At 36.9% G+C, this 24,524-nt stretch carries 28 protein-coding genes and 1 other annotated feature; of the genes, 25 read left to right on the top strand and 3 right to left on the bottom strand.

Annotated elements, in window-relative coordinates; genetic code table 11:
- Nucleotides 1-49 precede the first annotated feature (49 nt).
- Nucleotides 50-129 (top strand) — a sequence feature (ribosomal protein L21 leader region).
- 13 nt (nt 130-142) lie between these two features.
- From rplU to pheA, 7 genes are all read left to right on the top strand, one after another.
- On the top strand, nt 143-451 hold the full coding sequence (rplU, locus tag LCM23_RS04365) for a 50S ribosomal protein L21 (RefSeq protein ID WP_095372409.1): 309 nt from the start codon (nt 143-145) through the stop codon (nt 449-451).
- A 12-nt stretch (nt 452-463) separates the two neighbouring features.
- Nucleotides 464-793, top strand: coding sequence for a ribosomal-processing cysteine protease Prp (locus LCM23_RS04370; protein WP_224935857.1), 330 nt, complete (start codon nt 464-466; stop codon nt 791-793).
- A gap of 12 nt (nt 794-805) precedes the next feature.
- Nucleotides 806-1,099 carry a 50S ribosomal protein L27 gene (gene rpmA / locus LCM23_RS04375; protein ID WP_009333115.1) on the top strand — a complete coding sequence of 98 codons (294 nt, stop codon included), beginning with the start codon at nt 806-808 and terminating at the stop codon, nt 1,097-1,099.
- A gap of 267 nt (nt 1,100-1,366) precedes the next feature.
- Nucleotides 1,367-1,909, top strand: coding sequence for a sporulation initiation phosphotransferase B (locus tag LCM23_RS04380; RefSeq protein ID WP_095372411.1), 543 nt, complete (start codon nt 1,367-1,369; stop codon nt 1,907-1,909).
- A gap of 110 nt (nt 1,910-2,019) precedes the next feature.
- Nucleotides 2,020-3,309, top strand: coding sequence for a GTPase ObgE (obgE, locus tag LCM23_RS04385; RefSeq protein ID WP_224935858.1), 1,290 nt, complete (start codon nt 2,020-2,022; stop codon nt 3,307-3,309).
- 25 nt (nt 3,310-3,334) lie between these two features.
- Nucleotides 3,335-3,790, top strand: coding sequence for an ACT domain-containing protein (locus LCM23_RS04390; RefSeq protein WP_095372413.1), 456 nt, complete (start codon nt 3,335-3,337; stop codon nt 3,788-3,790).
- Nucleotides 3,791-4,131: 341 nt separating this feature from the next.
- On the top strand, nt 4,132-5,001 hold the full coding sequence (gene pheA, locus LCM23_RS04395; protein ID WP_224935859.1) for a prephenate dehydratase: 870 nt from the start codon (nt 4,132-4,134) through the stop codon (nt 4,999-5,001).
- Between the two features lie 63 nt (nt 5,002-5,064).
- Here pheA and LCM23_RS04400 read toward each other — a convergent pair whose 3' ends face one another.
- Nucleotides 5,065-5,610: a transcription repressor NadR gene (locus tag LCM23_RS04400; RefSeq protein ID WP_224935860.1), complete on the bottom strand. Its 546-nt coding sequence runs from the start codon at nt 5,608-5,610 to the stop codon at nt 5,065-5,067.
- Between the two features lie 64 nt (nt 5,611-5,674).
- Nucleotides 5,675-6,799 (bottom strand): IscS subfamily cysteine desulfurase, encoded by a 1,125-nt coding sequence (locus tag LCM23_RS04405; RefSeq protein WP_224935861.1) that lies wholly within the window; start codon nt 6,797-6,799, stop codon nt 5,675-5,677.
- Between the two features lie 142 nt (nt 6,800-6,941).
- Between LCM23_RS04405 and nadB the strand changes: the two genes are divergently transcribed.
- From nadB to LCM23_RS04445, 8 genes are all read left to right on the top strand, one after another.
- Nucleotides 6,942-8,513, top strand: coding sequence for an L-aspartate oxidase (gene nadB, locus LCM23_RS04410; RefSeq protein ID WP_224935862.1), 1,572 nt, complete (start codon nt 6,942-6,944; stop codon nt 8,511-8,513).
- On the top strand, nt 8,467-9,330 hold the full coding sequence (nadC, locus tag LCM23_RS04415; RefSeq protein ID WP_224935863.1) for a carboxylating nicotinate-nucleotide diphosphorylase: 864 nt from the start codon (nt 8,467-8,469) through the stop codon (nt 9,328-9,330). Before nadB ends, nadC begins: the two co-directional genes overlap by 47 nt.
- On the top strand, nt 9,317-10,420 hold the full coding sequence (gene nadA / locus LCM23_RS04420; protein ID WP_224935864.1) for a quinolinate synthase NadA: 1,104 nt from the start codon (nt 9,317-9,319) through the stop codon (nt 10,418-10,420). The genes nadC and nadA overlap by 14 nt, the downstream gene beginning before the upstream one ends.
- Nucleotides 10,421-10,779: 359 nt before the next feature.
- The gene (safA, locus tag LCM23_RS04425; RefSeq protein ID WP_224935865.1) at nt 10,780-12,477 is read left to right on the top strand and encodes a SafA/ExsA family spore coat assembly protein; all 1,698 of its coding nucleotides are present in this window, start codon (nt 10,780-10,782) and stop codon (nt 12,475-12,477) included.
- Nucleotides 12,452-13,438: a phosphotransferase gene (locus LCM23_RS04430; RefSeq protein ID WP_224935866.1), complete on the top strand. Its 987-nt coding sequence runs from the start codon at nt 12,452-12,454 to the stop codon at nt 13,436-13,438. The genes safA and LCM23_RS04430 overlap by 26 nt, the downstream gene beginning before the upstream one ends.
- A gap of 86 nt (nt 13,439-13,524) precedes the next feature.
- Complete coding sequence (locus LCM23_RS04435; RefSeq protein WP_224935867.1) at nt 13,525-14,160, top strand: YhcN/YlaJ family sporulation lipoprotein; 636 nt, start codon at nt 13,525-13,527, stop codon at nt 14,158-14,160.
- A gap of 202 nt (nt 14,161-14,362) precedes the next feature.
- A complete protein-coding gene (locus tag LCM23_RS04440) occupies nt 14,363-14,881 on the top strand; it encodes an intercompartmental signaling factor BofC (protein ID WP_224935868.1) in 519 nt (172 codons plus the stop codon).
- 199 nt (nt 14,882-15,080) lie between these two features.
- A complete protein-coding gene (locus LCM23_RS04445; RefSeq protein WP_095372424.1) occupies nt 15,081-15,644 on the top strand; it encodes a tyrosine-type recombinase/integrase in 564 nt (187 codons plus the stop codon).
- A 46-nt stretch (nt 15,645-15,690) separates the two neighbouring features.
- Here LCM23_RS04445 and LCM23_RS04450 read toward each other — a convergent pair whose 3' ends face one another.
- Complete coding sequence (locus tag LCM23_RS04450; protein WP_095372425.1) at nt 15,691-16,380, bottom strand: universal stress protein; 690 nt, start codon at nt 16,378-16,380, stop codon at nt 15,691-15,693.
- A gap of 296 nt (nt 16,381-16,676) precedes the next feature.
- Between LCM23_RS04450 and LCM23_RS04455 the strand changes: the two genes are divergently transcribed.
- From LCM23_RS04455 to LCM23_RS04500, 10 genes are all read left to right on the top strand, one after another.
- On the top strand, nt 16,677-19,091 hold the full coding sequence (locus LCM23_RS04455; RefSeq protein WP_224935869.1) for a Na+/H+ antiporter subunit A: 2,415 nt from the start codon (nt 16,677-16,679) through the stop codon (nt 19,089-19,091).
- The gene (locus LCM23_RS04460; protein ID WP_224935870.1) at nt 19,091-19,516 is read left to right on the top strand and encodes a Na(+)/H(+) antiporter subunit B; all 426 of its coding nucleotides are present in this window, start codon (nt 19,091-19,093) and stop codon (nt 19,514-19,516) included. Before LCM23_RS04455 ends, LCM23_RS04460 begins: the two co-directional genes overlap by 1 nt.
- Nucleotide 19,517: 1 nt before the next feature.
- Nucleotides 19,518-19,856, top strand: coding sequence for a Na(+)/H(+) antiporter subunit C (locus tag LCM23_RS04465; protein ID WP_095372427.1), 339 nt, complete (start codon nt 19,518-19,520; stop codon nt 19,854-19,856).
- Nucleotides 19,849-21,336 carry a Na+/H+ antiporter subunit D gene (locus LCM23_RS04470; protein ID WP_224935871.1) on the top strand — a complete coding sequence of 496 codons (1,488 nt, stop codon included), beginning with the start codon at nt 19,849-19,851 and terminating at the stop codon, nt 21,334-21,336. Before LCM23_RS04465 ends, LCM23_RS04470 begins: the two co-directional genes overlap by 8 nt.
- A gap of 33 nt (nt 21,337-21,369) precedes the next feature.
- Nucleotides 21,370-21,849, top strand: coding sequence for a Na+/H+ antiporter subunit E (locus LCM23_RS04475; RefSeq protein WP_224935872.1), 480 nt, complete (start codon nt 21,370-21,372; stop codon nt 21,847-21,849).
- Entirely contained in the window at nt 21,846-22,130 is a 285-nt protein-coding gene (locus LCM23_RS04480) for a Na(+)/H(+) antiporter subunit F1 (RefSeq protein ID WP_095372430.1), read from the top strand. Before LCM23_RS04475 ends, LCM23_RS04480 begins: the two co-directional genes overlap by 4 nt.
- Nucleotides 22,108-22,482 (top strand): monovalent cation/H(+) antiporter subunit G, encoded by a 375-nt coding sequence (mnhG, locus tag LCM23_RS04485; RefSeq protein ID WP_095372431.1) that lies wholly within the window; start codon nt 22,108-22,110, stop codon nt 22,480-22,482. Before LCM23_RS04480 ends, mnhG begins: the two co-directional genes overlap by 23 nt.
- 200 nt (nt 22,483-22,682) lie before the next feature.
- Entirely contained in the window at nt 22,683-23,282 is a 600-nt protein-coding gene (gene ruvA, locus LCM23_RS04490; RefSeq protein WP_224935873.1) for a Holliday junction branch migration protein RuvA, read from the top strand.
- A 34-nt stretch (nt 23,283-23,316) separates the two neighbouring features.
- Nucleotides 23,317-24,333: a Holliday junction branch migration DNA helicase RuvB gene (ruvB, locus tag LCM23_RS04495; RefSeq protein ID WP_224935874.1), complete on the top strand. Its 1,017-nt coding sequence runs from the start codon at nt 23,317-23,319 to the stop codon at nt 24,331-24,333.
- The gene (locus tag LCM23_RS04500; RefSeq protein WP_095373638.1) at nt 24,330-24,512 is read left to right on the top strand and encodes a DUF2905 domain-containing protein; all 183 of its coding nucleotides are present in this window, start codon (nt 24,330-24,332) and stop codon (nt 24,510-24,512) included. Before ruvB ends, LCM23_RS04500 begins: the two co-directional genes overlap by 4 nt.
- Nucleotides 24,513-24,524: the final 12 nt, after the last annotated feature.

Below are 24,524 nucleotides of genomic sequence, written 5' to 3' on the forward strand. Positions count from 1 at the left end.
TGACAGTACAGTATGTGTATGATAACATTTTGATGTTATGTTTGTAGCGCCCATGCTACAACCGCGCAGAAAAGGTCATTAAGCTTCTGCTTTGGCAGGACACCTGGGATGGCGAGTCTTAGTCTTAAGAGGAGGTGCAGTTATGTACGCAATTATTGAAACTGGTGGTAAGCAAATCCGTGTAGAAGAAGGTCAAACAATCTACATCGAAAAGCTTAACGCAGAAGCAGGCGAAACAGTTACTTTTGAAAAGGTTCTTTTCGTAGGTGGAGACAGTGTGAAAGTTGGAAGCCCAGTTGTTGATGGTGCTTCAGTTACGGCTAAAGTTGAAAAACAAGGTCGTGCGAAGAAAATCACTGTATTCAAATACAAAGCAAAGAAAAACTATCATAAGAAACAAGGTCACCGTCAACCGTACACTAAAGTTGTGATTGATAAAATCAACGCATAAGGTTGATGATTGATGATTGATGTAAGCATTCATCGTAATCGTTCTGGACTCATACAATCATTTGAAATAAGTGGTCATGCCCTGTTTGCTAATAATGGTGAGGACATTGTCTGTGCAGGTGTATCAGCTGTTTCAGTTGGGTGCGTTAATAGCATCCATCAGTTAGCGGGAGTTACCCCGCATATTCAAATGGAATCTGGACTATTATCCTGTATTCTTCCGAGCGATCTTGCTCAAGATATAGAAGAAAAAGTCCAATTATTGCTTGAGGGAATGGTTGTCTCATTGCAAACGATCGTTGAGAACTATCCGGAAAATATAAAAATAACCTTCAAACAGTAGGAGGTGGATTTCATGCTATTAAAATTAGATCTTCAGTTGTTCGCATCTAAAAAAGGAGTAGGTTCTACAAAGAACGGACGTGACTCAATCTCTAAGCGCTTAGGTGCTAAGCGTGCAGATGGTCAATTCGTTACTGGTGGTTCTATTCTTTACCGTCAACGCGGTACGAAAATTTACCCAGGTGTAAACGTGGGTAAAGGTGGAGACGATACTCTTTTCGCGAAAGTGGACGGAGTTGTAAAATTTGAGCGTCTTGGACGTGACCGTAAGCAAGTTAGCGTATACCCTGCAGCTCAAGAAGCATAAGATTGAGTGGAGAACTCTAACCATTAATGGTTAGAGTTCTCTTCATGTCATTCATCCCACATATATTCTCCTCAAACTGTCCTCTTTTGATAAAAGTCCGCTACTTTTTATGCAATTCTATTGATGGAACCTTAAATATAGGGGCAGATTTAAAAATTCTTACCTTTCTTTTTGCTAAGGTACATACGGCTATGGGTTTTTTTTGTTATACTAACACCATATCAATGTAATGGCTGAGGACCATAAAAGAAGATGTAGGAGTCAATTATGGAAAAAGATTGGGATATTGTTGAAGTGCTACGTCATGCAAGGCATGATTGGTTAAATAAAATACAACTAATTAAAGGCAATTTAAGCTTAAATAAGGTGGAACGGGCAAAAGAAATTATTGATGAAATTGTTGTGGAAGCGCAACAAGAGGCAAAGTTATCAAACCTACAAATGCCTCAATTTGCTTCACTTTTATTTACGTACAATTGGCGAAATCCAAAATTTCAATTAGAGTATGACGTTTATGAAGTATTCAAATGTGATCAACTGGATGATAAAAGTTTAACTGATTGGACAAGATCTTTTTTCTCTTGCTTAAATGATGCTGTACAGCCATTTGCTGATAATCATTTATCTATATCAATTAATCCAGAAAAGCAGGGTGTCCGTTTCTTTTTTGATTTTAGTGGAACAATTACTTATATGCAGCAGATTCGCTTATTTTTACTAGAGCAATCAACAAGTATGGGGCTTACAGTGAGGCGCTTAACAGAAGATGAAATATCATTTGATTTCTTTGTTCTTTTTGAAGAGAAGTAAAGTGGATTTATTTAATAGTAAAAAGCTAGTCAGTAAAAGATATTATAAACAGCAAGAGTCATGGGTGTTCATATTCATGTGCATCTTTTGAATAGGAGGAAATAGATCTTATGTTTGTCGATCAGGTCAAGGTGTATGTAAAAGGTGGCGACGGTGGGAACGGAATGGTAGCCTTTCGTCGTGAAAAATATGTTCCTAAAGGCGGTCCAGCTGGTGGGGACGGTGGTAAGGGCGCGAATGTTGTCTTTATTGTTGAAGAAGGTTTAAGAACGCTAATGGATTTTAGATATAAACGACATTTCAAAGCGGAACGTGGTGAGCACGGAATGTCTAAAAATCAGCATGGCAGAAACTCGAAGGACATGATTATAAAAGTACCGCCGGGAACTGTGGTTACGGATGCTGAGACTGGTGAAGTAATTGCAGATTTAACTGAGCATGGCCAACAGGCAATCATAGCAAAAGGTGGCCGTGGAGGTCGTGGAAATTCAAGGTTCGCTACACCTGCCAATCCTGCACCGGAATTATCAGAACATGGAGAGCCAGGTCAAGATAGAGAAGTTATGCTTGAGTTGAAATTGCTTGCAGATGTTGGGCTAGTTGGATTCCCAAGTGTTGGTAAGTCGACTTTACTTTCTGTCGTTTCTGCTGCTAGGCCAAAAATTGGCGCGTATCATTTTACGACAATCGTTCCTAATTTGGGTATGGTAGAAACAGAAGATAATCGTAGTTTTGTCATGGCTGATTTACCTGGGTTAATTGAAGGTGCTCATTCTGGAGTTGGCCTTGGACATCAATTTTTAAGACATATTGAACGTACACGAGTAATTGTTCATGTGATTGATATGTCAGGAATGGAAGGCAGAGATCCTTACGAAGATTATGTGACAATCAATAATGAATTACAGGAATATAATTTACGTTTAACAGAACGTCCACAAATTATTGTAGCTAACAAGATGGACATGCCTGATGCAGAAGAACACTTAGCGGCATTTAAGGAGCAACTTGAAGAGGAGTATCCAATTTTCCCGATCTCTGCTGTTACAAGATCTGGTCTACGTGAGCTATTATTTGCGATTGCAGATAAGGTAGAAGAAACACCAGAATTCCCACTTGAACATGAAGAAGAGGATACAGGTGTTCACCGTGTACTTTATAAACATGAAGCAGATCAAGTAGAATTTACGATTACAAGAGATTCAGCTGGTGACTTTATTGTGTCAGGTGATGCAGTTGAGAAATTATTTAAGATGACTGATTTTAGCAGAGATGAATCGGTTAGACGTTTCGCCCGTCAATTAAGAGGGATGGGTGTAGATGAAGCATTACGCGAAAAAGGTGCAAAAGACGGGGATATCGTCAAGTTATTAGATTATGAATTTGAATTTATTGACTAACCTTAAAATTTCAATGAGGTGAAAGATGAAACAGGATAAATTAGATAAAAAATTCTTCCTTGTCCGAGAAGATGTATTGCCTGAGGCTATGAAAAAGACTTTGGATGCAAAAGAAATGATTGAAAGGGGAAAAGCAGAGTCTGTCTGGGACGCTGTCCATAAGGTAGATTTGAGTCGCAGCGCATTTTATAAATATCGCGATACTGTTTTTCCTTTCCATACAATCGTGAAGGAAAGAATTATTACATTGTTTTTTCATTTGGAGGATCGGTCGGGCACATTGTCACAATTATTAAGTATTGTGGCTGGATCAGGTTGTAATGTATTAACCATCCATCAAACCATTCCGATTTTAGGTCGTGCCAATGTCACCTTATCACTAAATGTTGCTGATATGGCGGTAGGAATCGATCATTTATTATCCGATTTAAGGAAACTAGAATTTGTAGATAAAGTAGAAGTATTAAGTTCAGGCGCATGAGTTAAAAACTCTTGCGTCTTATTCATTTTAATAAGGGGATTATTATACCTAAAATGAATTACTCGAACAGCTTAGTAAAATAAACTGGTGAAGTTTCAAACGTACATGTAGAAACGAGTCAGAGGCAATGAAATAATAGGCAAGTCAAAACGTATAGGTTTACGCATTGACAGTTCATATAAACGATCTCGATTTTAAAAAGAAAGATATCTTATAAAAAAGATAAAAAACCTCTTTTACATCCATAAACTAAAGTGTTAAAGTATAGTATAATGAGTTTTTTCATAATTCAAATTTGTTGTGGCTACATAGAATGAAGCTACTGATGAAAGGTGTTCACAATGAAAAAAATAGGCTTCTTAGGACCAGTTGCTACTTTTACAGATATAGCCGTTCGCGGGTTATTTCCAGAAGATAGAGCAATTCCACAAGCGACCATTCCTGCTTGTTTAGATTCTTTAGCAAATGATGAAATTGATTTAGCTGTTGTACCAATTGAAAATGCTTTAGAAGGATCAGTTAATATTACTTTAGATTATTTAGTTCATGAGGCACTTTACCCAATTGTGGGTGAAATGACCATCCCTATTAGACAACATTTACTTATTCACCCTAGCCAAAAACTAGAAGATATTCAAACGGTATATAGTCATTCTCATGCGATTGCACAATGCCATCGGTTCCTACATTCGACTTTAAAAGATGTTGAACTTGTTAATATGACATCAACGGCTGCAGCTGCAAAATATGTAAGTGAACATCCTGACGAAAAGGTTGCTGCAATAGCCAATGCTTTAGCAGCAGAAGAATATCAATTAACCATAGCTCACAAAGATATTCATGATTATTCACATAATCATACACGGTTTATTGTAGTGGCAAAGCAAGATTGTCACCTCAAGACAGCGCAGAAGTCAAAAGGATATAAGACAACTGTAATGGTCTCGTTACCTGATGATCGTGCTGGGGCCCTTCACCAAGTGCTATCTGCCTTTTCATGGAGAAATTTAAATTTATCAAAAATCGAGTCAAGACCAATGAAAACAGGATTAGGGAATTATTTCTTTATTATTGATATCGACCAGAAAATAGATGATGTGCTTATTCCAGGCGTGAAAGCGGAATTAGAGGCTTTAGGTTGCAAAGTGCAAATTTTAGGTAGTTATCCTTCATATCAACTCGGGAAGATAGAAGAATTGACTCATAAATAACAAAAAAGAAAGTAGAGTGCATGCTCTACTTTCTTTTTATCAAGTACTATTTCCTAGCAAGTATTATGTATCTATTTCGATAAGAAATCCTGATTTTTTCAATGCCTCTTCTGCTTCATCAAGCTTTGCTTCACTGCTGCTCGTAATCGTGTGTAAATGAATCCCACCTGTTAATTCTGATAAATAACTAGATTGAGTAGAATGAATTTTCTTCATAAACTGTTTTACTTCTTTGCGGTCAGAAACCATAATAGATGCTGTCAAATCACCATATACTGGATGCTCGATGGTGACATCTTTTACGGTGACGCCATGATCAACAAGTAAGTTTAACTCTTCTTCTGTTTGTTCAGGTGAATGGTTACTAGCTATTGTTCTTGTAGCTACCGGATGTGGTGAAGTATGATTTAACCTTAAGTATCCTTGACTTGTGGCAATAATTGGTTCATTTCTTGCTTTTAACAGTGTAATATCACCAACGATTACTTGTCTGCTAACATGGTATTTTGCTGCTAGTTCACTACCTGTAATAGGCTCTTCACTTTCCTTCAATAATTGGAGTAGTTTCATCCGTCTGTCTTCTCCAAGCACCTTTTTTTGTTCGCTCATTCTTAATCCCCTCTACTATAACCATAATCAATAATTTTACCATAGGAATCCAGTATAAATAAAGTTATCCCATGCTTTCCTTTAATGTTGCTAGAAATTCGGCAAGTGCGATTAATTGTTCTTTCGAGGTTTCTGTTCCAGTAGATATTCTGAAAAATTCTTTCGCTGCTTTTCCATTAACCCCGATGGCAGACATAGCTGTGGATGGCATTTGCGCATTGGTCGCACAAGCACTACCAGTAGCAATGCAAAAGCCTTTGCGGTTCGCTTCTAACATCACATACTGTCCTTCAATTCCAGGTATTCGCATTCCTATAGTAGATAGGATTTGTCTTTCTCTTGGTGCCTCATAAATAATAGAGTCAAAATGGGCACAATGAGTGATGAAAGCTTGGCGAAGGATTTGTGCGTGCGTTCTTGTTTGTTTCCATGTTTTCATGCTTTCATCTGCAGCTATTGTCATAGCGACTATAGCTGGTAGATTGACTGTACCTGGCCTCAATCCCTTTTCATGTGAAGTATTAGGTAGTAAGCCACGAATGGGATGTGCAGGATGTATATAGGCTAAACCTGCTCCTTTTGGTCCGTAAAATTTATGGGCAGATATAGCAAGACTATCAACGGCTTGGCTCACATGAGTGATATCTACTTTCGTAAAGGAATGGACACAGTCACAATGAAGGAAGATTTGATGAATTTTACATAATGCGCTTACTTCCTCGATTGGTTGGATTGAACCAAGTTCACTATTGGCATGTTGAATAATAGCAAGAATGGTATCTGGCCTAATAGCGGCCGCGAATTGCTTACAATCAATTTGACCATTATGATCAAATGGTAGATAAGTCACCTCATAACCATTATCTTCAAGTATAGATAAAAAGTTAGAAATAGAAGAATGCTCAGCTAAAGTGGTAATAATATGTCCTTTTGTATCCGTTAAGGTTAAAAGAGATCGGATACAAATAAGGTTACTTTCCGTCCCTCCACTTGTAAAATAAATTCCACTACTCGGTACATGTAGAAAAGAAGCTAGTGTCAAACGGCATTGTTCTAGTAAATCATGTGCCCGACTGCCTATATCATGAAAACTTTCTGTGTTTCCATAGCATTCAGTAGCAGTTCTTACATATGCATCTGCCGCTTCTTTTGATAAGGGGCAGGTGGCGGCATAGTCTAAGTAAATCATAAATGGCTTCATTCCTTTGTTTTTGATAGAAGGAGAAATAAATATTGTTAAAAACTCTTGTCATCAGTTTAAATCTGTGTAAATATAGGTGTCAAGACATATGTTAATTTTACCTGAATAGTTTACTGTCAGGAGGATCACAATGAAAAGTTTAGATGTGGTTATTATTGGGAGTGGTTTAGCTGCTCTTCAATTAGCACAAAAAATACGTAATGATTTGCATGTGATAATTATCACAAAGTCAGATATCAGAAGTAGTAATTCTTATTTAGCACAAGGAGGGGTTGCTGCTTCGCTCAGTAAAGAAGATGATTGGGCATTCCATCTACAAGATACTTTGAATGCTGGACGCTATCACAATGAGGAACAGGTTGTGGAAGCTTTAACAAAGGAGGCGCCTGATTTAATTCATGAGTTAAGTGCACAAGGCTTTCCATTTGATGAGAATACAAACGGGGAATTATCACTTGGGTTAGAAGGAGCGCATTGTAAAAAAAGAATTGTGCATAGTGGCGGCGATGCGACGGGGAAGCATCTTGTTGATTTTATGATCAGTCAATTACCTAGACATATTGAAGTAATAACAAATGCATTTGTTTATGAGCTCCTCGTTAAACAAAAAATTTGCTATGGCGTAAAAGTAAAAAAAGAAGACGAAACCCATATCATTTTCGCCAAACATGTGGTTTTAGCAACTGGTGGGTGTGGTCAGTTGTTTCAATATACATCTAATAGCCCTGTTGTTACCGGTGATGGTTTAGCTCTTGCATATCGGGCAGGGGCTATATTAACGGATCTTGAATTTATTCAATTCCATCCGACTTTATTATACGTGGATGGTGAAACGAAAGGTCTTATTTCTGAAGCTGTTCGTGGGGAAGGTGGCGTTTTAGTTGATGAACAAGGAATTCCGATAATGAAGGGTATTCACCCACTTGAGGATTTGGCTCCGAGGCATATTGTCGCTCAAGAAATTTATCAAGCTATGAAGCAAGGTAGAAAAGTTTATTTAAATATCCAGCAGGTGGCACGATTCACTACTCGATTTCCGACTATTAGTAAATTATGTGAAGCCAATGGCGTTATTGTTGAAAATCAATTAATACCAGTATCGCCTGGTGCCCACTTTCTTATGGGTGGGGTCAAGACGAATGGTAGTGGCGAAACAAGTATTGCTCATCTTTATGCAATTGGGGAAGTGGCAAGGACGGGCGTGCATGGAGCCAATCGTTTAGCTAGTAACTCTCTTTTAGAAGGATTGTATTTTGGTAAAAAAGTGGCTCAGCAAATAAATAAGAGTAAGGATTATGACGTAGGTAAAAGAAGCGATTATCGTTTTGAAATTAAGAAAGAGAATATCCAAGGAAGATTACCTGCAAAAGAAGATATTCAAAACCGAATGATGGAATATGTTGGCATAGTAAGGAATAAGGCCAACTTACAAGATCAGTTACGTTATCTCAATCATTTTCATCTCCCGCAATCATTAGATTATTTATCACAAGAGGAAATTGAAATCGTTTTTATGATGGAAATATCAAGATGCATTACGAAATCAGCCCTTAAACGGAAGGAAAGTAGAGGGGGACATTTTCGTGAGGACTTTCCTATTGAAATGGAAGAATGGTTGAAACAAGAAATTAAGCATGAAAAGAAAGGTGATCATGATGAATACATTGAAACTTCGCAAACAATTAGAGCATTACTTCATTGAAGATATTGGTGAAAGAGATTTAACGACAGAATTGATCTTTGGAGAACACGAAAGAGGTGCAATTACTTTTCTAGCGAAGGATAGAGGTGTGTTTTGCGGTAGAGAGGTCATAACAGTAGGCTTCCCCATGTTATCTAATGAATGCCATTTTGAATTCTTCAAACAGGAAGGTGAGTGGTTTAATCAAGGAGAAGTCTTGCTTAAAGTGTATGGACCAATCTCAGCACTTTTAAAGGGAGAACGTGTAATTTTAAATTTGGTGCAACGAATGTGTGCAGTCGCAACGAAAACAAAGAAAGCGGTTGATTTATTAAATAGCACACATACACGCATTGTCGATACAAGAAAAACAACACCTGGATTAAGGATGCTTGAGAAATATGCAGTTCGAACAGGTGGTGGTTATAATCACCGCTACGGGTTATATGATGCGGTTATGATTAAAGATAATCATATAAGCTTTGCAGGCTCGATAAGTAAAGCTGTAGAAAGTGTGAAGTCAAAGATTGGTCATATGGTTAAGATAGAGGTCGAAATTGAGAGTATAGCGCAATTGAATGAAGCGATTGCTGCTGGCGTAGATGTCATTATGTTTGATAATTGTACACCTAGAGAAATAGAAGATTGGATAACTTATGTGCCGAAAGGTGTTATAACCGAGGCTTCAGGAGGTATCGTTTTAGAGGAACTTCATAAGTATGGGCAAACAGGTGTTGACTATATTTCAATTGGTGCTTTAACACATTCTGTTGCCGCACTTGATATTAGTGTGAGAATGTCTGTGATCGAGAAGGAGAAACGAAATGAATCTATTTGACACGATTGAAAAACAAACGATTTTACCAGAAAAATACCGTTCTTTATCTAATGTGCAGTTAGAAAATATTGTGCGTCGCGTGAAGGATACATTTGGAGACAAGCTGTATATTCCAGGGCACCATTATCAAAAAGATGAAGTGATACAATTTGCTGATAGTACAGGTGATTCATTAAAATTAGCACAATTTTGTGTGCAGAATACCCGAGCTGAGTTTATCGTGTTTTGCGGTGTACATTTTATGGCAGAAACAGCCGATATCCTAACAACTAAAAATCAAAAAGTCTATTTACCGGATATGAGAGCGGGCTGTTCCATGGCTGATATGGCTAATATCCATCAAACAGAAAGAGGATGGCATCTATTAACTGAACGATTTGGGGAGACCATTTTACCGCTTACTTATGTAAATTCAACAGCTGCCATCAAATCATTTGTAGGTGAACATGGTGGGGCAACCGTTACTTCTTCTAATGCAGAAGAAGTGGTAAAATGGGCGCTCCAACAAAAGGAAAGGATTTTGTTCTTGCCGGATCAACATCTTGGCAGAAATACAGCCTATAAGTTAGGTATTTCTTTAGATGAAATGGCAGTCTGGGATCCGATTCAACATAGATTAGAATTTGAGGGAGGAAATGAGCAGGTCAAAGTGATTTTATGGAAAGGTCATTGCTCAGTTCACGAGAATTTTACAGTAAGGAACATCGAAGATATACGAAAAAACAAACCAGAAATGAAAATCATTGTTCATCCTGAGTGTAGAAGAGAAGTTGTTGAGCGGTCTGATATGGATGGTTCTACGAATGATATTATTCAGGCAATAGAAAAGAGTGAGCCAGGTTCTCAGTGGGCAATTGGCACTGAAATGAACTTAGTAAATCGTCTCATTCAATCACATCCAGATAAACAAATTGTTTCATTAAATCCACATATGTGTCCATGTATGACAATGAATCGCATTGATTTAATGCATTTGGCATGGAATTTAGAAATGTTGGAGAAAGGCGAACCCATAAATCAAATCAAGGTTGATGATCAAATCGCTGTAGGAGTAAAACAAGCTTTAGCACGCATGTTGGTGATAAAATAAATTGAAATAAGGCTACCTTTCATTAGGTAGTTTTTTTATGGGTAAATTAATTAATAAATGTTTCTGTGGACAAAAAATCATTTTCATAAGTGTATTCAGAATTTTTATTAAAAAAATCCTTTTTTTGTGCTTTCCTATAATGTTTATCATAATTTTCATGATTTCTGCATAAGTTTTTTTGAAGATTATTAGCAATTTGCCCATTCCTTCATAGAATATATGGACTCGTCGAGAAGTAGGTATGAGCCCGCACCTATTTATAGGTGTTAGGCAGCTACTTTTTATCCCGATTCGTTATAATCATTGATGGTATAAAGCTCTCATCAATGAAAGTTTGTTTTGTATAGGAGGGAACCAGCGTGAAAATCCATATCGTTCAAAAGGGTGATACCCTATGGAAGATTGCGAAGAAGTACGGCGTGAATTTCGAAGAGCTTAAAAAGATGAATACTCAGTTAAGTAACCCTGATATGATTATGCCGGGTATGAAAATTAAAGTACCAGGCGCAAGTGGGATGATTAAGAAGGAAGCACCCCTATCAGGAACAAAGATTAACGTAGGCTCTAAAAAAGAAATGCCAAAAGAGATGCCAAAAGAGATGCCAAAAGAGATGCCAAAAGAACAGGTAAAGAAGGAAGAAGTAAAGAAAGAAGCAGTAAAAAAAGAAGTGAAAAAACCGTATAAACCTAAAATGCCTAAACAAATCCTGCCGGATATCGATATAAACAACTACTATATGATGAATTTCGAAAAACAAAAACCTTTAAAACCTGTTCAAGAACAAAAGCCATTAAAACCTGTTCAAGAGCAAAAGCCATTAAAGCCTGTTCAAGAGCAAAAGCCGTTAAAGCCTGTTCAAGAACAAAAGCCATTAAAACCTGTTCAAGAGCAAAAGCCGTTAAAGCCTGTTCAAGAACAAAAGCCATTAAAACCTGTTCAAGAACAAAAGCCATTAAAACCTGTTCAAGAACAAAAGCCATTAAAACCTGTTCAAGAACAGAAACCGTTGAAACCTATGCCGCAACTACCACCAAAACCAACCAATATCTTACCTAAGTCGACTGAGTCATCACAATCTCCTTCTATTAAAGGGAAGGAGCAAATTCAAGGAGGTTATGATCAACTTATGTATCCTTACAACCCTAATATGTTCCAACCTGGCATGCAACAGCCTTATTATCCACAAAATCAAGGTGCTTATAACCCTTATCAGCAACAAGGTATGGTAGCGGGTGTAGAGAGTCCGAATTACCATGAAGAAAGTTCTTCATATATGTCACCATATCAAAATCAACAACAGGCACAACTGTCGCCACAAGTAGGAGGGATGTACGATCAGCAAGCACAACTCCCGCCGCAAGTAGGAGGTATGTACGATCAGCAAGCACAACTCCCACCGCAAGTAGGAGGTATGTACGATCAGCAAGCACAGCTCCCGCCACAAGTGGGCGGTGCCTACGATCAACAAGCACAGCTCCCACCGCAAGTGGGCGGTGCCTATGATCAACAAGCACAGCTCCCGCCGCAAGTAGGAGGTATGTACGATCAGCAAGCACAACTCCCGCCGCAAGTGAGTGGTGCCTATGATCAACAAGCACAGCTTCCACCACAAGTAGGAGGAGCGTATGATCAGCAATTACCGCTACAACCGACTTATATGATGCCGGCGATGCAGCAGCCTTGCTATCCATGCCCGCCACCATGTCCACCGCCATGCCCGCCACATCATATGATGCATCATCATGGTGTAATGCCGTTCTATCCACAGGTGCAAGGTATGAGTGAGTCAGGAGAACAATTACCGTTAAGTCCAAGTCAAAGCCAGATGCCGTTAAGTCCTAGCCAAAGTCAAATGCCAATGCCTCCAACTGTAGCAGGAACACAAGATTGTGGGTGTGGTGGTCCTCAATATCAAGCACCGATGAATCAAGGTTTTGGCTATCCTTATAGTCCGATGCCGCACCATGGTTCCCCTTATGGGTATGCCCCAATGGGTGGCGCACAACCGTTTGGAATGCCAAGAGGCTATGATGAAAGCAGTGACTTCGAAGGATAATGTTAAAGGAGACGATCATCATAGTCGTCTCCTCTCCTATTTACAAAAACAAATACCATGGACCATATTGGAAATCAATCAAATCAGGCAAAATGTATTTAAAGTAGAAACAAACCACACACCATTTATATTAAAAGGGTTTCATTCGTATCATAAGTTTAAGCTTCAAGAAACATTTACCTCTTCATTAATAAAGGAGGGATTTGTTCATACTTATTCCTTTCTTCCTTTAGCAAAGGATCCACCGTTATTTTTCGATGGAATTTATTTTGGATGTTTATTTTATATCCTCCCTTCTGAACAGCCTTTTACTTACCAAAACGAAACCAACCGTAAAGAAGGGTTAAATCTCATTGACAAATTTCATCATGTCTCAAAAAAATTGAAGGATCGTTATGTTACATTATTGCCTCCCCACCACCAGCAAGATAAATGGAGAATTCGGACTGTGCAATTCAAAAAAAATGAAAGTATTTTAAAGTATTTTATACCAAAAGAGATAATGGCTGAATATTTAGCATGGGCAGATTGGTCTTTATCTGGTATGGGGGAAAAAGAGCATACAAAAGAGGCGAATGAAGTGATACTTCACGGTGATGTGGCTCATCATAATTTTATTCGCGATGATAGTAACCAATTATTTTTAATTGATTTTGACTTAATATCCATTGGCCAAAAGGAATATGATTATTTACAGTATGCAAACAGAATTTTGCCAACGCTTGATTGGGAGATAAATGAAATGGAAAAGTTCCCTCAATTAAAGGAACTCACTACTAGTAACCAATCTTTGTACGCTCTTTCTTATCCAACTGATGTCTTTCGGGAATGGAACAGGTGTATTCGGGAGCGAACCTATATTTATCCAAAGAAAATGCGACCATTATTATCCTTAACCATTGATCAATTTCAGAAAAGGAAATTATTTGTGGAAGAGCTGAAAAAAAGAATAGATGGATAAATCTAATTTGTATGACTGCCCCTTGTTTTTTGCAAAATAGTAAAGAGATGAAAAATCTCTAATATTACCAGTGGGGGGTATGTTAAATGCGAAAGAAGATTCTATTTGTCCCTTTTGCTGTTGTGATGTCGATGAGCTTAGCTGCCTGTGGTACGAATAACGATGCGGGTGAGACGACAGATGAGAACCGGAACGGGACGGTACCTATGGGTTATTATACGAATGAACAGCATAATCAAAAATCAAAATTTAAGCTATTAAATGATGATGATGGTGCAGTAACAGAGTGGATGGATCATTCTCTAGGAGATGAAACGGATACAACAAGAGATGGGAAATTCAGCAAAACAGATGTCAATTATAATGGCCATATTGAGTATAATCATGTACCGAGGTCTAACTATTATCAATCTTATGAAGGAGAATTAATTGAAAAAGTTATCCATGGTGCAGAAGAAGTAGAGCAAGTAAAAGAAGCGAGAGCGGCAGAGCATGACGGGAAGGTAGTAATTGCTTTAAGATTAAATAAAGATGCCGATGAAAAGCAAGTTGAACAAGAGGTTTTTTCAAAGGTAAAATCCTTTGTTGGAGAGAGAAAAGTGAGAATTATTACGAACGAAAGTCAATTCTTTCGCCTAAATACAATTAATAATGATGTAAAAGCAGGTCTCCCAATGGAAAAAATAAATGAGAATATTGATGAAATCTTTTATTCAAAGTAATCAATATCAATGAAGCACGAACAAGTTTGGAGTATAAATTTGTTCGTGCATTTTTTTTTGAGTTAGATGATTTACATAATGTTTGTTATTTGATTTTAGACCTAGGAATATGCTCAATGGGGAGTATGCGTATAAGGAAGAAAAAAGTGGAGAAAATAAATAGTATTAAGAGGTGGATATACTTGGTGAAGGAGGGGCAATAATGAAGAAATTAAGTGCGATAACCTTAATTATCTTACTCATCACTTTTCCCTTTAGTATTCATAATAGCGTCCAAGCTGTAAGTCGTGGGAATGAAAACCAAACAAATAAAGAAATTAAACCAGAACAAATAGATATTATTTTAGAAAGAGAATATATTGATGGAGAAATTAGTCAGGAACGAGTGCGCGAAACGATATGGTCATTTGAAGATTTATGGGCAAAATATGATGAGTGGCAATTAATGGATATGAAAAAAGGAGAAATGGTTTTTCGTCAACAAGTAAATGATATTTCGCCATTATTAAAAGCAAATGGATATTTTGGCATTACTGAAGATGGTGTACTCACCATTTTTAATGGGAAACCTAGAAAGGCACAAATTATTCAATCATTTTTTTCTATTGATTTAGGAAAGCTTGAAAGTAAAAAATGCGAGCAGTTGAAACAAGGGATTCCAATTAAGTCAAAGAATGATTACATGGAAGTTTTAAAATCTTTTAGCGGCTATTCTTTATAAATGAACTGTAGCGACCTTTAAAGGTCGCTATTTTGAATGAGTAAAAGTTTATTTTGTCTTGGAGTGAGGAAAATCAAGAATGGTAGCAATTTTAAAAATATAAATAAATGGGCTAAACGGTATACTTACAAGTTGTAATGTAACTTAATTTTTGATAACATACAATTAAGTTACATTAAAATTTCTAGGAGGAAATCCTGTGGAGTTTGTGGATCCGATTAAGGATATAGAAGACATTAACAAAATTAAATCAGAATTAAGATTGCATTCACAAAGGGATGTACTCCTGTTTGTCTTAGGGATTAATACAGGGATAAGAGTGAGTGATTTATTATTTTTAAAGGTTAAAGATTTATGGGAGGAAGAGGGCTTAAAAGAATTTTTATATATTAAGGATGAAAAGAATGGTGACTCTCGTGCATTTTATTTAAATAACAGCATTTTGAAAGAACTAGCTTCTTATATGAAGTTATTTAAATTAAATGACAACGATTATTTATTTAAATCTAAAAAGAACAAACAACCTATTACGAGGCAACAAGCTTATCGTATCATTAACCAAGCGGCAAAAAAGGTTGGTGTACAAGGGAAAATCGGTACGCATACTTTAAGAAAAACTTTTGGTTATCATGCCTATCGGAAAGGGATTGCCATTTCCATTTTAATGAATATATACAATCACAATACGCCAGCTGAAACGTTAAGGTATATTGGGATTGATAAATTCGATAAAAAGCTAATAAAAGTAGATGTCAATTTATAAAAAAAACACCTCCATATAATGGGAGGCGTTAAGAGGAAAGAAAGTTTTATTTTTCATCTTCCTCGTCAAATTCAGGAGCCATATCAACGTTTTTGAAATCTTTTATGACATCATCTGTACATTCAACCTGCAGTGTTTTTTTATCTTTCATGAACTTAAACACACCATTATTAAAATCGGTACCGAGATCTTTGAAGAATATACCTTCATATTCTACATCATTAGAATATTTGAAAGTAAGTCGATAATGGTCCCCGTCCTTAATGAGATAAGCGCGAACACCTTTTTCAAAATGACCTTCTTCATCTTTTAATGATCGTGATACTGAGATAATATGCAGGTCGACAAAAGGTACTTCTCTTAGTAGAGAGTTAATAATAGACCCTTTTGCAATTTGCTCCCAGCGGCTTTGAGCCGTTTGCCCAAGAATGATTTGTGTTATATTTTTTTCGCGAGCGACATCAGCAATAACTTTGGAAACAGGTCTTCTTTCATTATCTTTTAAAATGAAAGCATCAGCACTGTGCATTTCAGCTAATTGCTGCCATTTCGTAATATAATGAGACTTCTCTGCATCCATATCATCAAAAGGCTTAGGGTCAATCGTTAAAATATATAAAGGGCAATCCATCATGTTTGCAATCTTGCATCCACGCTGAATAAGTCTTTCACCATTTGGTCCATAATAGACGCATACTAAAATGCTTTCGTCCATACGTCCTTTAATTTTTTTCATGTTTTGTCACCTCGAAATAGATGTGAAATTCATAAAAATTTACATTTAATATCAATAAACTATGTATGACTATATCCTATGCGAATGAAACAGTCAATTAAAAAATGAAATTTAATGAATTCTGCCATTTTTGAAATGTGGCAAGATAGTTAGAAACATTATTTTCCCCTAATTAAAACATTAATGTAATGGATAAATTAACATAAGACAGAATAAGTATGTCACCCCCATTTTTAAAAAGCTTTTTTTCATTAATATTCACCTATTCACAGTCATTTCAGGAGGAGGGACTACGGTTGACGATGTTGCACATCATGATTTTAATTCCATTTGTTTTTGCGATTTTTGTCCCGCTGTTATATAAATACTTCAATAAAAGATTGCATTCAGGTTGGTTTGTTATTCTCATTCCTATTATTATATTCGTTTATTTGCTTCAATTAATTCCTAAAATATCCTCAGGAGCAACAATATACGAAACGATACCATGGATCCCCTCGTTTGGTATTAATTTAGATATGTATGTAGATGGATTAAGTTTGATTTTTGGATTACTGATCACGGGTATTGGTGCTCTCGTTATCTTATATTCGATCTATTATTTATCAAAAGAAAAAGAAGCACTTCACAATTTTTATGTGTATCTCCTTCTTTTTATGGGAGCGATGCTAGGACTTGTATTCTCAGATAATATACTTGTTCTATATGTTTTCTGGGAATTAACGAGTATCTCCTCCTTTTTATTAATTGCCTATTGGTATGAGAGAGAAAAATCCAGATATGGTGCTCAAAAATCAATGTTAATTACGATTTTTGGTGGCTTAGCGATGTTATCTGGTTTTATTATGCTATCGATGATAACGGACACGTATAGCATTAGAGAAATGTTTGCTATGAGTGAGACAATCATTGCTCATGATTTATTCTTACCAGCTATGATATTAATTTTACTTGGTGCTTTTACAAAATCAGCACAGTTTCCTTTTAGTATTTGGTTACCTGATGCAATGGAGGCGCCTACACCAATTAGTGCTTATTTGCATTCAGCAACAATGGTAAAAGCAGGAATTTATTTAGTTGCAAGATTAACTCCCATATTTGGTGGCACAGCAGAATGGTTTTGGATTATATCAATTGTTGGATTAATTACGCTATTGTATGGTTCATTCAACGCTGTGAAACAAATTGATTTAAAAGGATTACTGGCATATTCCACGATCAGTCAATTGGGAATGATTATGAGCTTGCTTGGGATTGGATCAGCTGCCCTTTATTTCGGTTACGGAAATGAAGCTGCTGTTTATGCAGCGGCGATTACAGCAGCTATTTTTCATATGATTAATCACTCTACATTTAAAGGTGCCTTATTTATGGTAGTGGGTATCGTTGACCATGAAACTGGTACGCGTGATATTAGACGTCTAGGTGGTTTAATGACTGTTATGCCTATCACATTTACAGTTGCCTTAATTGGTTCATTTGCAATGGCAGGTCTACCACCGTTTAATGGGTTTTTAAGTAAGGAAATGTTTTTTGCATCTGTTGTTAAAGTAACGGAAATGGATGTATTTAATATGGAAACATTAGGTGTACTGTTTCCAATTATCGCTTGGGTTGCGAGTGTTTTTACCTTTATATACAGTATGATTCTTGTCTTTAAGACATTTAGAGGGAAATATAAACCAGATCGTTTAGAGAAGAAGGCGCATGAAGCACCAATAGGCATGCTTATTTCACCTATTATTCTTGCTTCATTGGTTATTGTTATTTTCTTCTTTCCTAATGTAATTGCTGATTTATTATTAGTTCCTGCCGTATCAGCGATTCTTCCTTCTTTAATAGAAGAAGGTGTACTGAATATTCATATTTCAGCTTGGCATGGATTTTCAGCCGAGTTATATATGACAATCGGCGTCGTTGTCGTAGGAACAATCATGTATCTATTGTTGAAAAAGTGGACCAAAGTTTATCGTCTTTATCCACAAAATTTAACCATTAATGCACTATACAATAATAGCTTGGAAACATCGCAAAGAATTGCAGCAAGTATGACAAATAAATATATGACAGGATACACGCGTGATTATCTTGCTTATATATTTACATTCTTCGTTTTATTAATTGGTGGTACCTTAATCATTACTAATTCTATTACGATTGATTTGACCAATGATGCCCCTGTGAACATTTTTGAGTTAGCCATTATGTTCTCCATGCTAGTAGCTGCATTTACAATTTTATTAGCGAAATCAAGGTTGACTGCTATTATTTCGCTAGGTGTTTTAGGTTATTTAGTATCCTTGTTTTTCGTCATTTTTAGAGCACCAGATTTAGCTTTAACTCAACTAGTAGTAGAAACGGTCACTACAGCCTTATTCTTGCTTTGCTTTTTTCATTTACCAAAATTCAAAGAGCAAACGCAAAAGCATAAAAAGGGTGTACCATTTAAGCCATTGAATTTAATTATCTCGATTGCGGTTGGTGCAGTGGTAACAGTATTCGCGTTTTCGGCAAATGGTACACAAATATTTGAACCGATAGCAAGTTATTATGAGGATTCATATGAATTAGCAGGAGCGAAGAATATCGTAAATGCAATATTAGTTGATTTCAGGGGTATTGATACGATGTTAGAAATCTTTGTGTTATGTATTACAGCGTTAAGTGTATATACACTGATTAAATTACGGTTTTCAAGGAGGGAGAAATAATGAAAAAGCCTAATGATATTATTTTAAGGGCAGTAACGAATGTTGCGGTGGTCATTATTCTTACCTTTGCGATTTATTTGTTTTTAGCTGGTCACCACAATCCAGGTGGCGGATTTATTGGAGGACTTGCCTTTGCTGCAGCCCTTACGCTTTTGTTTCTGACATATGATATCGATTCAATCCGAGCTAACTTTCCATTTGATTTTAAAGTATTGACGGCTGTTGGTGTCCTTATCGCTGTTTTTACTGGTTTGGGTGGAATTTTATTCGATAAACCATTTTTATTCCAAGCTTTCGACTATTTCAATTTGCCGATTTTTGGGAAGACTGAATTGGCTACAGCAGTACTATTTGATGTTGGTGTCGCATTAGCTGTTATTGGAACAGCAATGGTTATTATTATGACAATTAGTGAGGATCGATAATATGGAAACATTAATGTCGATCTTAATTGGTGTCTTATTTACAATTGGTACGTATTTAATATTAACGAAGAGCTTGATAAGAATTATTTTAGGAACTTCAATTATCAGTCATGGTGTTCATTTGCTTATTCTTACCATGGGGGGCTTAAAAAGTGGTGGTCCGCCTTTATTGGGGATAGATACAACTACATTTACGGATGCGCTTCCTCAAGCTCTTATTTTAACTGCTATAGTTATCAATTTCGCAACGACAGCCTTGTTTCTCGTGTTAAGTTACCGAGCTTATCAAGAGCTGGGAACGGATAACACTGCAGAAATGAGAGGTGACGAGAATGAATAACTTAGTCATTATGCCGATCATTGTACCTCTTATTATTGGTTTAGTGATGGTCATATTTAGACAGAAAATACTTTTCCATAAGATTTTAAGTGTGTTTACGCTAATAGCTACGGGAGTTATTTCAGGATTTTTGATTTACCAGGTGAAATATAATGGTATTCAAACATTACAATTAGGTGGTTGGGAAGCGCCTTTTGGTGTCAGTATGGTAGCGGATATGTTCTCGGGACTACTATTATTGACAACAAGTATTGTTGGTCTACTTTGTCTCGTCTTTGCTTTTGGTTCCATTGGTGAGGATCGAGAAAGGCATTACTTTTATCCACTGTTCCTATTCTTAATTACAGGAGTAAATGGATCTTTTCTTACAGGTGATGTTTTTAACTTATTCGTGTGTTTTGAAGTAATGTTAATCTCCTCCTATGCATTAATCACGTTAGGTGGAGAGAAGAAGCAATTAAGAGAGTCTATCAAATATGTGTTAATCAACCTTCTAGCATCTTTCCTATTTTTAGCAGCTGTTGCATATTTATATTCAGTAACAGGGACGATTAATATGGCTCATTTAGCAGAACGTGTAGGAGAAGTAGGGCAGAGTGGGATTATTACTGCAGTGGCAATGATGTTTTTATTTGTCTTTAGTTTAAAGGCGGGTTTATTCTTATTCTTCTGGTTACCGGGATCTTATAGTGCACCCCCGACAGCTGTAGCGGCAATCTTTGCAGCGCTACTTACGAAAGTAGGAATATACGCGATCTTTAGATTCTTTACTTTGATTTTTTATCATCAACCAGAGGTTACACATTTAATTATTGGTATTATGGCAGCTATTACTATGCTGCTCGGTGCAATTGGTGCCATTGCCTTTAATGATATTAAAAAGATTTTAACATATAATGTCATAGTTGGTGTTGGATTTATTTTAGCAGGCTTAGCTACGTATACACATGAAGGATTAACTGGTTCAATCTATTATTTAATTCACGATATGGTGATTAAAGCAGTTATTTTCCTTATCGGCGGTGTGATTATTGCTCTTGTAGGTACAAGTAAACTGAATGATATTAGTGGTCTAATTAAGACACACCCTTATCTAGGATGGATGTTCTTTATTGTTGCTCTTTCAATAGCGGGTATTCCTCCATTAAGCGGTTTTATCGGCAAAGTATATATAACAGAAGGAACCTTTGCGGTTGGCTATTACTGGCTAGGGGCAATTGGATTAATAACGAGTTTGATGGTGCTCTTTTCTGTCATGAAGATATTTATGAACAGCTTTTGGGGAGAAACGATTCTATCAGAAGATATGGAAAAGAGCAGTACGAAAGGTGTCATGTTTCCTATAGTAACACTCGTTTTGTTAACAATTGGACTTGGATTAGGCGCAGAGGGATTATATGATTACGTGAATATAGCTGTTGAATCTTTAATGAATCCTTCTTCTTATATTGAAGCCGTTTTACTAGGGTATAGCGATTAATGTCATTCTAATAGAAAAGGGCGGTGAGCGAGCATGGCTATGCAAGTACTAGTCAATTTATTCATTGCTGCGTTGTGGATGTTTCTGCAGGATGAATGGAGTTTTTTATCTTTTTTTAGTGGTTATATTGTAGGGATATTTATTCTATTTTTAATAAGAAGATTTTTTGATGATAATTTTTATATCGTTACTTTTATGAACATCCTTAGTCTTTTGTTAGTGTTTATTCATGAGCTATTTACATCTAGTATGGAGGTTGTGAAACAAGTAATTAAACCAAAACTAGATATTAGACCAGGCATTTTTACATTGGAGACAGAATTAGAAGGTGATATCGAATTAGCATTGCTTTCTTTTCTGCTTTGTATAACACCAGGTTCGGTAGTGGTTGAGGTAGGAAATGATAACAAAACGTTTTATGTTCATGGACTTGATATCCCAACTTCGAGTGAATCGCTATTAAAGTCCAAGGTTCGATTCGAAAAGTCTATTAAGAGGGTGACAGGAAGATGATTGAGAGTTTATTAGTAGTTGCATTATGTTTTCTTGTCCTATCTATTTTAGCAGCAGTATATCGTCTTATTAAGGGTCCGTCTATTCCGGATCGCGTGCAGGCGCTTGATAATATAGGAGTAAATATTATTGCGGCGATAGCGATTATTTCTATTTTCATGCGGACGAGTGCGTTCTTTTCAGTCATGTTATTACTGGGGATTTTATCGTTTATTGGTACGATAGCCTTTGCGCGTTTCCTAGAGAGGGGGAAAGTCATTGAATCTGACCGTAACAAGTGAGTTAGGAGCAGGAATTCTCATTATTATAGGGACATTGTTTAGTTTTCTTAGTGCAATCGGTATTTTGCGTTTACCAGATGTATATACAAGGTCTCATGCAGCTTCAAAGAGTTCGACGATTGGTGTGTTATTTACGCTTGTAGGTACTTTAATCTTTTTTCTTGTTCATGAAGGTGTCTTTAGTATTCGATTAATATTAGTCATTTTCTTTGTTTTTTTAACAGCACCTGTATCAGCGCATCTCATCTCACGCTCCGCTTATCGCTCAAAAGTTCCAATGGCTGATGTCACTGTTCAAGATGAGTTAAAGAAAGTATTGGTAGGGAAAGATCGGGAAGGAGACCAGTCTTAATGGCTGGTTTTTTCTTTTATACCCTAAGCGGCGATTTTCTTGCAAGCCTGTGCAGTTAATTTGCAATGGTTATTCCACTATTCTCAGTGGTCAACAGGTAAAAGTAATGATAGTCGTAGCGTAAATAGATATCCTTTTTTCTTCAAGACGATTTTGTAGTATAATGGTGGGAGGTATGCAAAAGAGGGAGAGAATAAATTTTGTTTGAATATATTATTGGTCGTGTTGACTTCATCGGGCCAGAATACATTGTAGTTGAAAATAATGGGATTGGGTACCAAGTGATTACACCAAACCCATTTAGATATACGACCGATCAAGAAGTGAAAATTTATACATATCATCATGTCAGAGAAGATATTGAATCACTATATGGTTTTACATCACGACAAGAAAAAGCTTTATTCATGAAATTGCTCAATGTAACTGGTATTGGTCCAAAAGGTGCACTGGCCGTTCTTGCTACAGGTCAGCCAGAAGCGGTTGTTCATGCAATCGAGCATGAAGATGAGGCCTTTCTTGTGAAGTTCCCAGGTGTAGGTAAAAAAACGGCTAGGCAGATGATTCTTGATTTGAAAGGGAAACTAGTTGATATTGTACCAGACTTGTTACCGAACTTGTTTACAGAAGAGAAACAATTAAAAAGTGATCGAAACCATGAATTAGATGAAGCTCTTCTGGCATTAAAGGCACTCGGTTATTCTGATAAAGAATTAAAGAAAATAACGAAAGATTTAAGTGCTGAAACATTAACTACCGATCAGTATATTAAATTGGCTTTGCAAAAGCTGCTTAAGTAAGAAAGAAGGCAAGGCATGGAAGGATGGTTAACAAATGGATGAGCGTATTATATCAGGAGAAGCGGATCATCAAGATACTTCATTTGAATATAGCTTACGTCCACAAACCTTAGCACAGTATATTGGCCAAGATCAGGTAAAGGAGAATTTGCGTATTTTCATCGAAGCAGCGAAAATGCGTAATGAAACATTGGATCATGTTCTTCTTTACGGACCACCAGGCCTAGGGAAAACGACTTTAGCAACGATTATTAGTAATGAGATGGGCGTTAATATACGGACAACAGCAGGGCCTGCCATTGAACGGCCTGGTGATTTAGCGGCTGTCTTGACTTCACTTGAGCCTGGTGATGTATTATTTATAGATGAGATTCATCGTTTGCCAAGGGCGATAGAAGAAGTATTATACCCGGCAATGGAGGATTTTTGTCTTGATATCGTGATTGGAAAAGGCCCAAGTGCTCGTTCCGTCAGACTGGATCTTCCCCCTTTTACTTTAGTTGGTGCTACAACGAGAGCAGGCTCTTTATCTGCACCTTTAAGGGATAGGTTCGGGGTTATGAGTAGACTGGAATATTATAATGAGGGACAACTAAAGGAAATCGTTGTACGAACAGCGGCGATTCTCGATACAGAAATAGACAGAGAAGCAGCAGATGAGATTGCTCGACGCTCAAGAGGAACCCCTCGTATTGCAAACCGATTGCTTCGTAGAGTAAGGGATTATGCTCAAGTGCGAGGGGATGGTGCAGTAAACCAACAGTTTGCAAATGAGGCATTAGAGATGTTACAGGTCGATAGGTTAGGATTAGATCATATTGATCATAAGTTACTAAGGGGCATGATTGAACGCTTTCGCGGTGGTCCAGTAGGGTTAGAGACGATTGCTGCAACCATTGGAGAAGAAGCACATACGATAGAAGATGTGTACGAACCCTATTTATTACAAATTGGTTTCTTACAAAGGACACCAAGGGGCAGAATTGCGACACAGCTTGTTTATCAACATTTTCAAATGGAGGTGCCATCCAATTGCCAAAATGGTTCATGATTATTGGTGGTCTTCTATTTGTTATTGGCTTTCTTATGCATTTTTTCAATTTAGGAAAGCTCCCTGGAGATATTGTATTTAGAAAAGGGAATACAACTGTTTATTTCCCAATTGTAACGTCAATTATTATTAGTGTGATACTTTCCTTAATTGTCTATTTTATTGGGAAGTCACGTTAAATTTTTCAAAAG

The sequence above is a fragment of the Cytobacillus kochii genome (genome assembly GCF_020171845.1).
Lineage (GTDB): Bacteria > Bacillota > Bacilli > Bacillales > Cytobacillaceae > Cytobacillus > Cytobacillus kochii.